Consider the following 14566-nt stretch of genomic DNA (forward strand, 5'->3'; position numbering starts at 1 on the left):
AGAAGCGTGCGAGATTCGGGAAGTTGACCACGTCTGCGGTGGGCGGTGTTGTCGCCCGGTGGCTGTGCTGGCGGTCGTGCCGTGGGGCGCGTGGTGCGGGCGTCGGGGCGCAGCGAGGGTGGGGCGACGAGGGAGGTGAGGCGAGTGGGCCCATCCCATGCTTCTCCCGGGGCCCATTCCCGCCGACCGCGAGCAGGCGACGGAAAGACCGGAAGAGCAGCGGAGGACTCCCCAAGGACAGCGGGGCAGCGGAAAGGACAGCGGGGACGGCGGAAAGGCGGCGGAAAAGCCGACGGAACCGACGGCGAGAGGGCGCGAGTCACGCGGTGCGAAAAGCCAGCCCCTATGCGCGTGAGGCCCCATATACGTAAGGCTATGCGTAAGGCCCAGATCCTTTGGATCCGGGCCTTATCTGCGTGCTATTGCCTAGCTAGTGGAGCGGGTGACGAGAATCGAACTCGCGCTCTAAGCTTGGGAAGCTTATGTTCTACCATTAAACTACACCCGCGAAGCGCGACCCGTGAGGCCCCGCGTCGCGGCTCACTCTACCCCATGGCGGACCCCCGGCGCAGAGGCCGTGGGGTCTTCGTGCTGTTTGGGGTGGCTGGCGGGGGTTTGGGCGTGAGGGCGGCGGGCGGGGTGAGGGATGCGGATGTGGGGGGGCGGGAGTTGGGGCGTACGGTGGGTGGTCGGAGTGCCGCGTGCAAGACCGTTTGGTTCATCCCCTAATGTGGCTTTTGTCGTTCACGTAGCTGGGGAAGGGGATCGATGGAGCGCACCGTCGTCCGTTGTGCCGAAGGGCACGTGTTCAGCACCGCTTCGTTCCCGATGCAGAACCTGACCGCCGACCGCCTTGGGCCCGGACGCTTGTTGCGCTGTCCGCGGTGCGCCCGGCTTCGGCATGCGGTTCCTGTGGTGCTGGAGAAGCGGTAGCTACACCTTGCGTGGGGCCCGGCCCGGTTGGGTCGGGCCCTTGGCCGTTATCCGGCCGCGTATCCTCGTGGCGTGCTTCTCTCTGACAAGGACATTCGGGCCGAGATCGAATCCGGCCGGGTGCGGATCGACCCCTACGACGACCAGATGGTGCAGCCGTCAAGCATCGACGTGCGCCTGGATCGGTATTTCCGGGTGTTCGAGAACCACCGCTATCCGCACATCGACCCGGCCGTCGAGCAGCACGACCTGACGCGCGAAGTGGTGCCGGAGGGTGACGAGGCGTTCATCCTGCACCCCGGGGAGTTCGTGCTGGCTTCCACGTACGAGGTGGTGAGCCTGCCGGACGACATCGCCTCGCGCCTCGAAGGCAAGTCGAGCCTCGGCCGGCTCGGACTGCTCACGCATTCGACGGCCGGCTTTATCGACCCCGGATTCTCGGGACACGTCACGCTGGAATTGTCGAACGTGGCGACTCTACCGATCAAGCTGTGGCCGGGAATGAAGATCGGCCAGCTCTGCATGTTCCGGCTGACCTCGCCGGCCGAGCACCCGTATGGTTCTGCCCGCTACGGGTCGCGCTACCAGGGTCAGCGCGGGCCGACCCCGTCGCGGTCCTTCATGAATTTCCACCGGACGCAGGTCTGAACCAGCCTCCTGGGCGCACGGGCGGGCCCCGCGCCGGGGCCCCCGCGCCAGCGGGCCGGGAACGCGACGAGAGACGGCGAGGCAAGAGAGATGAGTGCGGAGAATGCGGTGCGCGAGAATCTGACGTACGAGACGTTCGGACGGGCGATTCGGGAGTTGGCGCAGACGGTCGCCGATGACGGCTACGAGCCGGACATAATCCTCTCCATTGCCCGTGGTGGCGTCTTCGTCGCGGGCGGTCTCGCCTATGCGCTGGACTGCAAGAACATCCACCTGGTGAACGTCGAGTTCTACACCGGAATCGGCACCACATTGGCCATGCCGGTCATGCTCGCACCCGTTCCCAATGCCATTGATTTTTCCGATAAGAAGGTGCTCATCGCCGATGACGTCGCCGATACCGGAAAGACGCTGAAACTCGTCCACGACTTCTGTGTCGGTACGGTCGCCGAGGTGCGCAGCGCGGTGATCTACGAGAAGACGCAGTCGCTGGTGAAGTGCGAGTACGTGTGGAAGCGCACCGATGAGTGGATCAACTTCCCGTGGTCCGTGGAGCCGCCCGTGGTCCGCCGCGACGGGCAGGTACTCGACGCCTGACCGCGCCGCGCGCCGGCGCCGCCCCCGCACCCACCCGCCGCGCCCGCGCCACCCCGCACGAAGGGCCCAGAACCTCGAAGGTTCTGGGCCCTTGTGCATGGCCGGGGCCGCGGGGCGGCCGGGGGGTTACAGCGTGCCCAGCTTGATGATCGACAGCAGGGCGATGAGCTGGATGGCGCTGGCGGCCAGGGCCTTGGGCCAGGGCAGGTCGTGCGACTTGCTCACCATCGAGGTGAAGAGCGCGCCGGCCGCGATCCAGGTGGCCCAGCCGAGGAACTGCACCAGGACGCTGTCGCCGCCGAGGAACATCGCGAACAGCAGCCGGGGCGCGTCCGTGATGGAGGTGATCAGCATCGACAGGCCGATGGTCGGCGCCCAGGCGCCGTCGCCGCCGAGTTGGCGGGCCAGGGTGTGGGTGACCGCGCCGAGGATGAGACCGCTGAGCACCACGGCGACCGCGGTGCTGAACATCCACGGGATGCTGTTCGACAGCGAGGCGTTGAGCACCTCCTCGCGGGCCTGATCGAGGCCGAAGACCGCGAGCAGCCCGTAGATGAAGGTCACGGTCAGTGCCGTGGGCCACATCGGGTGGTCGCGCATCTGCCAGAACGTCGGGCCCGGCCGCAGCACGATGCCGCGCAGCAGGTCCTTCCAGTGCAGCCGCGGCCCGGGGGGCGGGGCGGGCTGCTGCCCGGCCCGGTAGGTGCCCGCCTGGCCGTCGCCGTAGCCGTCGTCCCCGTACCCGTCGTCGCCGTAGCCGCCCTGCGGCCCGTACGCCGGGTCGTCCAGGCTGAACTGCTGGGTGTGCCCCGGGTTGTCGTTCGGGTCGTACCCGGGCTGGCCGCCGCCGGGGCCCGGGTAATGCTGGCCCGGGTGGCCGCCGTGCTGCTGGCCGCCGGGGCCGTAGTACGGGTCGTGGCCGCCGTCGCCGAAGTACTCCGGCTCGTCCGGGCGCCCCTGCGCCGGGTGCGGCCAGTTCACCCGGCCCGCGCTCGGGGTGTACGGGGCAGGGCCCTGACCTGGGCGGTGACCGCCGGGGCCGGGGCCCTGGGGCGGGGCGCCGTAGGGCGCGGGGCCGCCGGGCGGCTGGCCGTACGGCGCGGGTCCGCCCTGTCCGTACGGCGGCGGGCCGCCCTGTTGCCCGTACGGCGGGGGCGCCTGCTGGGGACCGGGGCGCCCGGGATGCCCGGGGTGCCCGCCGTGCCCCGAAGGCCCCGCGGGGCCGGGGGGCCCGGGGTACGGCCCCTGCTGCCCCTGTTGTCCCTGCTGCCCCGCGCGGGAGTCGCGTCCGCGTCCGATCCTGAATCCAGCCACGATTCGAACGTACCTGGTCTCGGCGACGTCGGTGACGGGGCAGGGGGGAATCCGCCGGCCATTGCGGCCGAGCTGTGACATCCCTTAGGGGAACCCCGGGGGGCTAACCCCCCGTTGACCTTGGCTTTTGGTGCACCCTGCGGCGCCCGAGCGGGAGTTTACGACCCGTTCGGCGACTTGGCTGGCCGCGCGGCTCGCGGTGGCTGGGAGTCGGTGCCAGCGAGGTGGCTGGGTGGGGAAGGCCGCGAGGTGGGGGTGGGGCGGGCCCGGGCTCGCCCCCCCCCCCCCCCCCCCCCCCCCCCCCCCCGGTGGCCGAGCCGCTAGAACTCGTCCATCGTGTGCGGCAGCAACTCCGTGCGGAGCGCGGCGTCGAGGGCCGCCGCCGCACGCGCCGTGTGCTCGGTGACGACACCGGCCCGCACCAGCGCGCCTATCGCGGTCTCGCCCAGGTAGGCGCTGGCCAGCTCGCGCACGTCGAGCGCGAGGTCGGCCGGGGCTTCGGTCGGCTCGTACGTGGCCGTGCCGTCGGCGACGGCGAGCCGGAACCGGCCCGCGTTCGCCGGGATCTGGGCGTCCCGCACGTCGAGTACGAGATCGACGTCGGCGGCCCAGGACCTGGCGCGCAGCGCCGCCGCCACGTCCACCAGACGTACCCGCAGGCCCGGCTGCTGACCGGTGACGCGCACCTGGTCGCGGTCGGCGCAGAAGTGCAGCAACGGTTCGTCAACCGGCCGGCCCCAGGCGACCACCCGGTTCGAGAGGTCGATCGAGGCCAGGTAGCGCCAGAGCGCCGCGGCCACCGCCGGCGTGTCCGCCTCCAGTTCGAAGAGGTGCACGGAGCCGGGCCCGTCGTCGCCGCCCTTGGTGCGGTACAGCGCGTACCCGGCGAGCGGCTCACCCAGCGCCACGATCCGCGGCGGGCTCAGCTCGTCGTCCTCCTGGTCCTCCTCGACCAGCCACTCCGACTGCCACCACGCCTGCGTCCGGGCGGTCCGGCCGCCCCGTTCGGCGCGGGTGCGCTCGTAGTACGGGCCGAGCAGCGCGGGCGCCTCGGCCTTGTCGACCAGCCGCAGCGGGCGCTCGTCCGGCGCGATGCGCAGCGCGAGCGGCCGGGAGGAGTCGATGGTCAGGTGCAGCCCGGTGGTGCCGGTGCCGAAGCCGAACCGGCCGTAGATCGGGTCCTCGGACGCCCAGAGGCAGGCCAGCGGCGTGCCCGCCGCGCCGAACCCGCGGTACAGCTCGGCGATCAGCCCGGTGAGCACGCCCCGGCGCCGGTGGGTGGGCGCGACGGAGACGAAGGTCAGCCCCGGGGAGGGCAGCTCGCCGCCGGGCAGGGAGAGCGTGAAGTCGAGCGTGCCGAGCAGGCCGACCAGCCGGTCTCCGTCGTACGCGCCGATGCGGGTGCACTCGCGGAGGACGTCGAGGTGCTTCTTCCGCTTGTCGTCCTTGGGGCTTTCGTGGAAGACGAGGTAGTTCAGGTCGAGCGCCTCGTCCAGCCGGGTCTCCGGCACCTCGCCGAACCGCAGGGGGGAATGTTGTTCCATATTTCCGGACCGTAGTTCCGAAAAGTCGCACGGGCATCCGTTTTTTGCCCGGCTATGGGAAGCCCGCCGTTTCCGGTCCCGCGGGCGCGGCTCCCGCAGCGGACCAGCGACTGCGGGAGCCGGCGCACTGGGCGGCCCACCCCCCGACGAGGCGGGCCGCCGCCCCGGCCCGGCGCCCCGTTCGGCAGGAACGGGGCGCCGGCGGTGTGCGGGGCGGACCAGCGGCGGGCGGAGCGGGACGGGCCGGCACCGGCCCGGTTCGGCGTACGGAGGTACCTCCCGCTGCCGGGTCGGGAGTTGGGCTGCCGGGCCGGGGCCGGTGAGGGTCGGCCCAGGGCCGAAGCACCACCGGTTCCCCGCCGGCCCGCGCCGCGTTCTCGTCGCTTTCCCGCCGCTTTCCCGCGGCACGAACAACTGTGCCGTGTCGCCGTACGGCCGCGGAAGTGAATCTTGATAGGTGTTGGGCGCGCATCGATGCACGTTCGTATATCGCTACCGTCGGGGGGCGCGTGGTGCGGGAGGGAAGCGGCTCGGGCGATCCGAGCCCCCAGCAACTGCGGCTGTTCCTGCTGCTGGCGCGGGAACTCCACTTCGGCCGCGCGGCCCGGCGGGCCTATCTGACCCAACCCGCCTTCTCCCAGCAGATCCGCTCGCTGGAGCGCCGCATGGGGCTCACGCTGGTCGACCGCTCCACGCGGACGATCGGGCTCACGGCGGCCGGCCGGTCGCTGCTCCCCCAGATGCGGGCCGTCGTACGGGCCGCCGACCGGCTGCGCGAGACCGTCGCCGGGCCGACGCACGGGCTGGCCGGGCGGCTGGTGGTCGGCTCGTTCGAGGCGCTGGCCGCGGTGCAGCCGATGCGCGCCGTCCTGGACGCGCTGCGCCTGGCGCACCCCGGGCTCGAAGTGGAGGTGCGGCGGATGGGGTTCGGCGATTGGGCCGAACTGCTGCTGTCGGGGGCGGTGGACGCGGCGTTCGTCCTGCGGCCCGTACCGCCCGGCGTGCAGAGCCTGGAGCTGGCCACCATGGGGCGGGTGGTCTGCCTGCCGGCGGCCGACCCGCTGGCCGGCAGCGGGCCGCTGACCTTCGGGCAGTTGGCGGACCGTGCGCACATCGGGTGGTCGCCCCGGGCGCCGAAGCCCTGGCGCGACTTCTGGAGCGCGGACCCGCGGCCTGGCGGCGCGCCCGTGCGCTACTCGGCGCACCAGGCCGCGGACTTCGAATCCGCGCTGTTGGTCATCGCGATGGGCGAGGGCATCCAGTTCCCACCGGAGCCGGCCCGCAGGCTCTACCCACGCGCGGGCGTCGCGTACGCGGAGGTGGCGGGGCTGCCCCCGTGCTCGGCGGCGCTCGCCTGGCGCACGCAGGACCGCGACCGGCCCGGCGTCGCCGCCCTGCGCGGGGCGGCGCGGACGGTCGCCGGCTGATCGGGGCGCGGGCACGGGCCGGCCCATACGGCGGGGCGGGAGTGGCCGGTGGGCGCGGCCCGTACGACCTGCCGGCGGGCACGGCTCGTACGACGTATCGGTGGGCGCGGCCCGTACGACCTGTCGATGGCGGCGGCCCGTACGCCCAGCGGCGGGCGCAGCCCATCCGGCAGGGGGGGTGCCCGCCGCGCGCAGCTCGTTCCCCGAGCGGGCAAACGCCGGTGGGCGCGGCCCCTGTCGTACGGGGGCGCGCCCACCGGCGTGCCGTCTCGCGGGTCAGTACCGCGTACGCGGCCCGCGCGGGGTTACTTCACGGGCTGCGGCTCGGGGGCCGCAGCCTCCTCGCCCGCCTCGTCCGGGCCATCGGGCTCGGCCGGCGTCTTGACCGAGTCGAGCAGGAGCTGCGCCACGTCCACGACCTGGAGCGACTCCTTCGCCTTGCCGTCGTTCTTCTTGCCGTTGACCGAGTCGGAGAGCATGACCAGGCAGAACGGGCAGGCGGTGGAGACGATGTCGGGGTTCAGGGACAGCGCCTCGTCCACCCGCTCGTCGTTGACGCGCTTGCCGATCCGCTCTTCCATCCACATCCGGGCGCCGCCGGCACCGCAGCAGAAGCCGCGCTCCTTGTGCCGGTGCATCTCCTCGTTCCGCAGCCCCGGCACCTTGGCGATGATCTCGCGCGGCGGCGTGTAGACCTTGTTGTGCCGGCCCAGGTAGCACGGGTCGTGGTAGGTGATCAGGCCCTCCACCGGGGTCACCGGCACCAGCTTGCCCTCGTCGATGAGGTGCTGGAGCAACTGGGTGTGGTGGATGACCTCGAACTCGCCGCCGAGCTGCGGGTACTCGTTGGCGATGGTGTTGAAGCAGTGCGGGCAGGTGGCCACGATCTTCTTGCTGGCCTTGGGCTTCTTCGTGGCCTCGTCGTCGCTGTCCTCGCCGAAGGCCATGTTCAGCATCTCGACGTTCTGCTGGCCGAGCTGCTGGAACAGGAACTCGTTGCCGAGGCGGCGGGCCGAGTCGCCGGTGCACGCCTCGTCGCCGCCCATGATCGCGAACTTCACGCCCGCGATGTGCAGCAGTTCGGCGAACGCCTTGGTGGTCTTCTTGGCCCGGTCCTCCAGGGCGCCGGCGCAGCCCACCCAGTACAGGTACTCGACCTCGGTCAGGTCCTCGACGTCCTTGCCGACCACCGGGACCTCGAAGTCGACCTCCTTGGTCCACGCGAGGCGCTGCTTCTTGGCCAGGCCCCAGGGGTTGCCCTTCTTCTCCAGGTTCTTCAGCATCGTGCCGGCCTCACTGGGGAAGCTGGACTCGATCATGACCTGGTAGCGGCGCATGTCCACGATGTGGTCGATGTGTTCGATGTCCACCGGGCACTGTTCGACGCAGGCGCCGCAGGTGGTGCAGGACCACAGCACGTCGGGGTCGATGACGCCGTTCTCGGCCAGGGTGCCGATCAGCGGGCGCTCGGCCTCGGCCAGCGCGCCGGCGGGCACCTGCGCGAGCTGCTCTTCGGTGCCCTTCTCGGCACCCTCGGCGTCCTTGCCGCCGCCCGCGAGCAGATACGGCGCCTTGGCGTGCGCATGGTCGCGCAGGCCCATGATCAGCAGCTTCGGGGAGAGCGGCTTGCCGGTGTTCCAGGCCGGGCACTGCGACTGGCACCGGCCGCACTCGGTGCAGGTGGAGAAGTCGAGCAGGCCCTTCCAGGAGAAGTGCTCGACCTGCGAGACGCCGAACTGGTCGTCCTCGCCCGGGTCCTCGAAGTCGATCGGCTTGCCGGCCGAGACCATCGGCGGCAGCGCGCCCAGCGCGCTGGAGCCGTCCGCCTCGCGCTTGAACCAGATGTTGGGGAAGGCCAGGAAGCGGTGCCAGGCCACGCCCATGTCGGTCTTGAGCGCGACCGTGATCATCCAGATGAAGGAGGTGGAGATCTTGATCATCGCGACCAGGTAGGTCACGTTCTGCAAGGTGCTGACGTCGAGGTCGCGGAAGGCGACGACCAGCGGGTACGAGGCGAAGAACCCGGCCTCGTACGAGGCGACGTGGTGCTGGGCGCCCTCCAGGCCGCGCAGCGTCATGATGGAGAGGCCGACGATAAGGATGACGGCCTCGACGAAGTACGCCTGGCCGAAGTTCGACCCGGCGAAGCGGGACTTGCGGCCGGCCTTGCCCGGCTTGCTGAGCTGCCGGACGGCGATGAGGGTCAGGATGCCGACCGTCGTCATCAACCCGAGGAACTCGGTGAAGACCTCGTACGGCAGCCAGTCGCCGATGACCGGGATCAGCCAGTCGGCCTGGAAGAGCTGGCCGATGGCGTTGACGATGGTCAGCAGCAGCGAGAAGAAGCCCACCGCCACGAACCAGTGCGCGACGCCGACGACGCCCCAGCGGTTCATGCGGGTGTGGCCGAGGAACTCCTTGGCCACGGTGATCGTGCGTTGCACGGGTTCGTCGGTCCTGGTCCCCGCCGGTACGGGCTGACCGAGCCGTACGTAGTGGAAGATCTGGAGCAGGGCACGGCCGAACAGCGCGACGCCGACCGCGATGAGGACCAGCGACACGATGATCGCGGCGAGTTGCATGGCGGCTCCTCGAACCTACGAGAGCGGACTTACTAAGCAGTAACTTATCTGGTCTTTGCCGAGATTACCGAGGATCGGCAGGGCGGTGTACTCGACCAGCCGGTGATATGCGTCGCTCAGGCTCACCTGAGCGGCTTTTCTGTTGCCTGTTCGGGCGACTGACGGTTGCTTCGGCGCCCGCTGCGGGTGCCCGCTCCCGCGCCCGTTACGACATCCGCCCCGGCGTCCGATGTTGGCCTGAGGTGCGGGCACGGGCGCCGGCGTAGCTCCCGGGCCGGGCGTCGGCGACGGTGCGGGTGCGACGACGTGGCGGCGGATGTCTCATGGAGGAGCGGGCGGCGAACTCGGTCGGGCCATGCCGGACGGAGGCCGGGGCCCATGGGACCCGCGAGGCCCACGAGGCCCAGGGGAGAGCAAGATCAAGCCATCTGTAGATAAGGGCTACATAAAAGTTGAGCGGCCTCGACTCAGGTCTGTTGACAGGTCGGAATCCGTCGTGCACTCTTGAGTCAGTTCCACTCAAGTTGGCTGGAGGATTAGACATGGCTCGTGCGGTCGGCATCGACCTGGGTACGACGAACTCCGTCGTCAGTGTTCTCGAAGGCGGTGAGCCCACCGTCATCACCAACGCCGAGGGCGCCAGGACCACGCCGTCCGTCGTCGCCTTCGCGAAGAACGGTGAGGTGCTGGTCGGCGAGGTCGCCAAGCGCCAGGCCGTCACCAACGTCGACAGGACCATCCGGTCGGTCAAGCGCCACATGGGCACCGACTGGAAGATCAACCTGGACGGCAAGGACTTCAACCCGCAGCAGATCAGCGCCTTCATCCTGCAGAAGCTGAAGCGGGACGCCGAGGCGTACCTGGGCGAGAAGGTCACGGACGCGGTCATCACCGTCCCCGCCTACTTCAACGACTCCGAGCGGCAGGCGACGAAGGAGGCCGGCGAGATCGCGGGCCTGAACGTGCTCCGCATCGTCAACGAGCCGACCGCCGCGGCCCTCGCGTACGGCCTGGACAAGGACGACCAGACGATCCTCGTCTTCGACCTCGGCGGCGGCACCTTCGACGTCTCGCTGCTGGAGATCGGCGACGGCGTGGTCGAGGTGAAGGCCACCAACGGTGACAACCACCTCGGTGGTGACGACTGGGACCAGCGCGTCGTCGACTACCTGGTCAAGCAGTTCAACAACGGGCACGGCGTGGACCTGTCCAAGGACAAGATGGCGCTCCAGCGTCTCCGCGAGGCCGCGGAGAAGGCGAAGATCGAGCTGTCCTCGTCCACCGAGACCACGATCAACCTGCCCTACATCACGGCCTCCGCCGAGGGCCCGCTGCACCTGGACGAGAAGCTCACCCGGGCCCAGTTCCAGCAGCTCACCTCGGACCTGCTGGAGCGCTGCAAGACCCCGTTCCACAACGTCATCAAGGACGCCGGCATCGCGCTGTCCGAGATCGACCACGTGGTGCTCGTCGGTGGCTCCACCCGGATGCCCGCCGTCGCCGAGCTCGTCAAGGAGCTCACCGGCGGCCAGGACGCCAACAAGGGCGTCAACCCGGACGAGGTCGTGGCCATCGGTGCCGCGCTCCAGGCCGGTGTGCTCAAGGGTGAGGTCAAGGACGTCCTGCTGCTCGACGTCACCCCGCTGTCGCTTGGCATCGAGACCAAGGGCGGCATCATGACCAAGCTGATCGAGCGCAACACCACGATCCCGACCAAGCGCTCGGAGATCTTCACGACGGCCGAGGACAACCAGCCGTCCGTGCAGATCCAGGTCTACCAGGGCGAGCGCGAGATCGCCGCGTACAACAAGAAGCTCGGCATGTTCGAGCTGACCGGCCTGCCGCCGGCGCCGCGCAACGTGCCGCAGATCGAGGTCACCTTCGACATCGACGCCAACGGCATCATGCACGTGTCCGCCAAGGACCTGGGCACCGGCAAGGAGCAGCGGATGACCGTCACCGGCGGCTCCGCGCTGCCGAAGGACGACATCGAGCGCATGATGCGCGAGGCCGAGCAGTACGCGGACGAGGACCACAAGCGCCGCGAGGCCGCGGAGACCCGCAACCAGGCCGAGCAGCTCGTCTACCAGACCGAGAAGTTCCTCAAGGACAACGAGGAGAAGGTCCCGGGCGACGTCAAGGGCGAGGTGGAGGCCGCCGTCACTGAGCTGAAGGAGAAGCTCAAGGGCGAGGACAACGCCGCGATCCGCGAGGCCACCGAGAAGGTCGCGACGGTCAGCCAGAAGCTCGGCCAGGCGCTGTACGCCGACGGTCAGGCCGCTGCCGGCGCCCCGGGTGCCGACGCCGCCGGTGCCGCCGGTGCCGGTCAGGCCAAGGACGACGACGTCGTGGACGCCGAGATCGTCGACGACGAGAAGGACAACCGCCAGGGCGGTGCCGCGTGACGGAAGAGACTCCGGGCTTCGACGAGCAGCCCGACGTCCCTTCCGACGCCACCTCCGACGCCGCGTCGAAGTCCGACGCGGCGAAGGGGGCCGGGTCCGCCGACGCGGCGGGCCCGGCGGCCTCGGCCGGGGACGCACCAGATGCCGGCCTCGACGAGAAAGCACAGCACGACGTGGCGCTGACGGCTCAGCTCGACCAGGTCCGTACGGCCCTCAACGAGCGCACCGCTGACCTCCAGCGCCTCCAGGCGGAGTACCAGAACTACCGCCGTCGGGTGGAGCGGGACCGGGTCGCGGTCAAGGAGATCGCCGCGGCGAACCTGCTCTCCGAGCTGCTTCCGGTGCTCGACGACATCGGTCGCGCCCGGGACCACGGCGAACTGGTCGGCGGCTTCAAGTCGGTGGCCGAGTCGCTGGAGACGGTGGTCGCCAAGATGGGCCTCCAGCAGTTCGGCAAGGAGGGCGAGCCCTTCGACCCGCTGGTGCACGAGGCGCTGATGCACAGTTACGCGCCGGACGTCACCGAAACCACGTGCGTGTCGATCCTCCAGCCGGGGTATCGCATCGGCGAACGGACCATCCGCCCCGCGCGGGTGGCCGTCGCCGAGCCGCAGCCGGGCGCCACGTCCGGTGGCGCTCAGGCAGAGACGGGTGAAGACGCGTCTGACGAGGAGAACGGTGGCCCGGACGAGGGCTGACGTGACGTACGGAGCTGACGTGACGTACGGAGAGGAGGGACGTCGAGGATGAGCACCAAGGACTTCGTCGAGAAGGACTACTACAAGGTCCTCGGCGTCCCCAAGGACGCCACCGAGGCCGAGATCAAGAAGGCGTACCGGAAGCTCGCCCGCGAGTTCCACCCGGACGCCAACACCGGTGACGCCAAGGCCGAGGAGCGCTTCAAGGAGATCTCCGAGGCCAACGACGTCCTCGCCGACCCCAAGCGCCGCAAGGAGTACGACGAGGCCCGGGCGCTGTTCGGGAACGGTGGCTTCCGCCCCGGTCCCGGCGGCCCCGGGGGCACCGGGAGCTTCAACTTCGACCTCGGCGACCTCTTCGGGGGCGGCGGTCCGCAGGGCGGCCAGCCCGGAGCCGGCGGATTCGGCGGCGGGCTCGGGGACGTGTTCGGCGGCCTGTTCAACCGCAGCGGTGCGGGGACGCGGGCGCAGCCGCGGCGCGGTCAGGACATCGAGTCCGAGGTGACGCTCAGCTTCACCGAGGCGGTGGACGGCGCGACGGTGCCGCTGCGGATGTCCAGCCAGGCGCCGTGCAAGGCGTGCCAGGGCACCGGTGACAAGAACGGCACCCCGCGGGTCTGCCCGACCTGCGTGGGCACCGGGCAGGTCAGCCGGGGCGGCGGCGGTGGGTTCTCGCTCACCGACCCGTGCGTGGAGTGCCGGGGCCGGGGCCTGATCGCCCAGGACCCGTGCGAGGAGTGCAAGGGCAGCGGCCGGGCCCGTTCCTCGCGCACCATGCAGGTCCGCATCCCGGCCGGGGTCAGCGACGGCCAGCGCATCCGGTTGCGTGGCAAGGGTGCCCCGGGTGAGACCGGTGGTCCGGCCGGCGATCTGTACGTCGTGGTGCACGTGGACGCCCACCCGGTCTTCGGCCGCAAGGGCGACAACCTGACCGTCACGGTCCCGGTCACCTTCGACGAGGCGGCCCTCGGCGGCGAGGTCAAGGTCCCCACGTTGGGCGGCCCACCGGTCACCCTGAAGCTGCCCGCCGGCACCCCCAGCGGGCGTACGATGCGGGCCCGTGGCAAGGGTGCCACCCGTAAGGACGGCACGCGGGGCGATCTGCTGGTCACCATAGAGGTGACGGTGCCGACCGAGCTGAACGACAAGGCGCGCGACGCGCTGGAGAACTACCGCGACGCCACGGCGGGTGAAGACCCGCGGGCCGAGCTGTTCCAGGCCGCGAAGGGAGAATGAGATGGACGGCCGAGGCGCACGCCCCGGCGGCAACAGCCGCAATCCGTACGAGCTGACCGACGACTCACCGGTGTACGTCATCTCGGTCGCCGCCCAACTCTCCGGTCTGCACCCGCAGACCCTGCGCCAGTACGACCGCCTCGGCCTGGTCTCACCGGACCGCACGGCGGGCCGCGGGCGCCGCTATTCGGCCCGCGACATCAGCCTGCTCCGCCAGGTCCAGGCGCTCAGCCAGGACGAGGGCATCAACCTCGCCGGCATCAAGCGCATCATCGAACTGGAGAACCAGGTGGCCGCGCTCCAGCAGCGGGTCGCCGAACTCCAACAGGCCGTGGAGGGCGCCGCGGCGGCCATGCAGCAGCGCGAGGCCGCCGTCCACGCCTCGTACCGCCGCGACCTGGTCCCCTACGACCAGGTCCAGCAGACCAGCGCCCTGGTCGTGTGGCGCCCGCGCAGGCCGGGTCAGGACTGACGGGCGGACGGCCGGCCGACGACGGGACGCGCGGGAGGCGCGTGTTCGTCGCGGGTGCGGGTCGCCGGGGTCAGTCGGTGTCGAGCCATTGAGACATAGCGAACGGTAGGTCCGTCGCCCTTCGGGGGTGGCGGACCTACTGCGTTGTCGGGCGTTGCGGGGCGGGTGCGATGGTGCTGCGCGGCGGCCTGAACGCGACGGGCTGGCCAGCCGCGCCGATGCGCGGGCCCCGCGCCACAGCGTCGCGTACGCCCTGACGTCATACGCACTGACGCCGTGCGCTCTGACGCCGCTCGGCCGGGGCATATTGGCCCCCATGGGGGTGGCGTGTGCTGGGGCGGAGGCCCACTGGGAGAAGGTCCCGAACGCTCAGGAGTCGTACGGCGGACGCGGGTCCGCGGGGGCCGGCAGGTCTGGAACACCTGTCGGGCCGGCGCGCGATGCGATGGCCGCGCTGACCTCGGTCGATCTAGCAGGGGCGGCAGGAATCGAACCTACAGCCTTCGGTTTTGGAGACCGGTGCTCTGCCAATTGAGCTACGCCCCTTCGGTAGCTGTAGCTTGCCACGGCTCATCGGCGGCTAACCAACGGATTGTTGCGGGGCACGGGCTGCGGGGCCGGGTACGGGACGTCCCAGGGTTTTCAAGGCAGTGGAGAATATGGGGAGATAGGCGAGAAGGCGAGGTATGCGCATCGCCCGTCTGGCGGTA

Annotated in this window: 10 protein-coding genes and 2 tRNA genes; 7 read left to right on the forward strand and 5 right to left on the reverse strand. The window is 70.6% G+C overall.

Features of this window, described 5'->3' with window-relative positions; all coding sequences use genetic code 11:
• Positions 1 to 434: 434 nt before the first annotated feature.
• A tRNA-Gly gene (locus ACMA1D_RS16320) sits at positions 435 to 508 on the reverse strand.
• A gap of 497 nt (positions 509 to 1005) precedes the next feature.
• On the opposite strand from ACMA1D_RS16320, the gene dcd reads away from it, so the two are divergent.
• On the forward strand, positions 1006 to 1581 hold the full coding sequence (gene dcd / locus ACMA1D_RS16325) for a dCTP deaminase (protein ID WP_414724699.1): 576 nt from the start codon (positions 1006 to 1008) through the stop codon (positions 1579 to 1581).
• 90 nt (positions 1582 to 1671) lie between these two features.
• Positions 1672 to 2178 carry a phosphoribosyltransferase gene (locus tag ACMA1D_RS16330; RefSeq protein WP_414724700.1) on the forward strand — a complete coding sequence of 169 codons (507 nt, stop codon included), beginning with the start codon at positions 1672 to 1674 and terminating at the stop codon, positions 2176 to 2178.
• A 126-nt stretch (positions 2179 to 2304) separates the two neighbouring features.
• On the opposite strand, the gene ACMA1D_RS16335 is transcribed toward ACMA1D_RS16330, so the two are convergent.
• The gene (locus ACMA1D_RS16335) at positions 2305 to 3477 is read right to left on the reverse strand and encodes a Yip1 family protein (RefSeq protein WP_414724743.1); all 1173 of its coding nucleotides are present in this window, start codon (positions 3475 to 3477) and stop codon (positions 2305 to 2307) included.
• A gap of 335 nt (positions 3478 to 3812) precedes the next feature.
• Complete coding sequence (locus ACMA1D_RS16340; protein ID WP_414724701.1) at positions 3813 to 5036, reverse strand: GNAT family N-acetyltransferase; 1224 nt, start codon at positions 5034 to 5036, stop codon at positions 3813 to 3815.
• A 509-nt stretch (positions 5037 to 5545) separates the two neighbouring features.
• Here ACMA1D_RS16340 and ACMA1D_RS16345 point away from each other — a divergent pair.
• Complete coding sequence (locus ACMA1D_RS16345; RefSeq protein WP_414724702.1) at positions 5546 to 6463, forward strand: LysR family transcriptional regulator; 918 nt, start codon at positions 5546 to 5548, stop codon at positions 6461 to 6463.
• A gap of 305 nt (positions 6464 to 6768) precedes the next feature.
• Here ACMA1D_RS16345 and ACMA1D_RS16350 read toward each other — a convergent pair whose 3' ends face one another.
• Positions 6769 to 9045 (reverse strand): (Fe-S)-binding protein, encoded by a 2277-nt coding sequence (locus ACMA1D_RS16350; RefSeq protein ID WP_414724703.1) that lies wholly within the window; start codon positions 9043 to 9045, stop codon positions 6769 to 6771.
• Positions 9046 to 9587: 542 nt separating this feature from the next.
• On the opposite strand from ACMA1D_RS16350, the gene dnaK reads away from it, so the two are divergent.
• From dnaK to ACMA1D_RS16370, 4 genes are read left to right on the forward strand one after another with little or no spacing between them, the layout of a single operon-like run.
• Positions 9588 to 11450, forward strand: a complete 1863-nt coding sequence (dnaK, locus tag ACMA1D_RS16355; protein ID WP_349993218.1) for a molecular chaperone DnaK — start codon at positions 9588 to 9590, stop codon at positions 11448 to 11450.
• Positions 11447 to 12148 carry a nucleotide exchange factor GrpE gene (gene grpE / locus ACMA1D_RS16360; RefSeq protein ID WP_414724704.1) on the forward strand — a complete coding sequence of 234 codons (702 nt, stop codon included), beginning with the start codon at positions 11447 to 11449 and terminating at the stop codon, positions 12146 to 12148. Before dnaK ends, grpE begins: the two co-directional genes overlap by 4 nt.
• Before the next feature lie 48 nt (positions 12149 to 12196).
• The gene (gene dnaJ, locus ACMA1D_RS16365) at positions 12197 to 13384 is read left to right on the forward strand and encodes a molecular chaperone DnaJ (protein ID WP_414724705.1); all 1188 of its coding nucleotides are present in this window, start codon (positions 12197 to 12199) and stop codon (positions 13382 to 13384) included.
• A gap of 1 nt (position 13385) precedes the next feature.
• Positions 13386 to 13856, forward strand: coding sequence for a heat shock protein transcriptional repressor HspR (locus tag ACMA1D_RS16370; protein WP_414724706.1), 471 nt, complete (start codon positions 13386 to 13388; stop codon positions 13854 to 13856).
• Between the two features lie 473 nt (positions 13857 to 14329).
• On the opposite strand, the gene ACMA1D_RS16375 is transcribed toward ACMA1D_RS16370, so the two are convergent.
• Positions 14330 to 14402, reverse strand: a tRNA-Trp gene (locus ACMA1D_RS16375).
• Between the last annotated feature and the right edge of the window lie 164 nt (positions 14403 to 14566).

It is taken from the genome of Streptomyces sp. 796.1, from assembly GCF_047525675.1.
GTDB lineage: Bacteria > Actinomycetota > Actinomycetes > Streptomycetales > Streptomycetaceae > Streptomyces.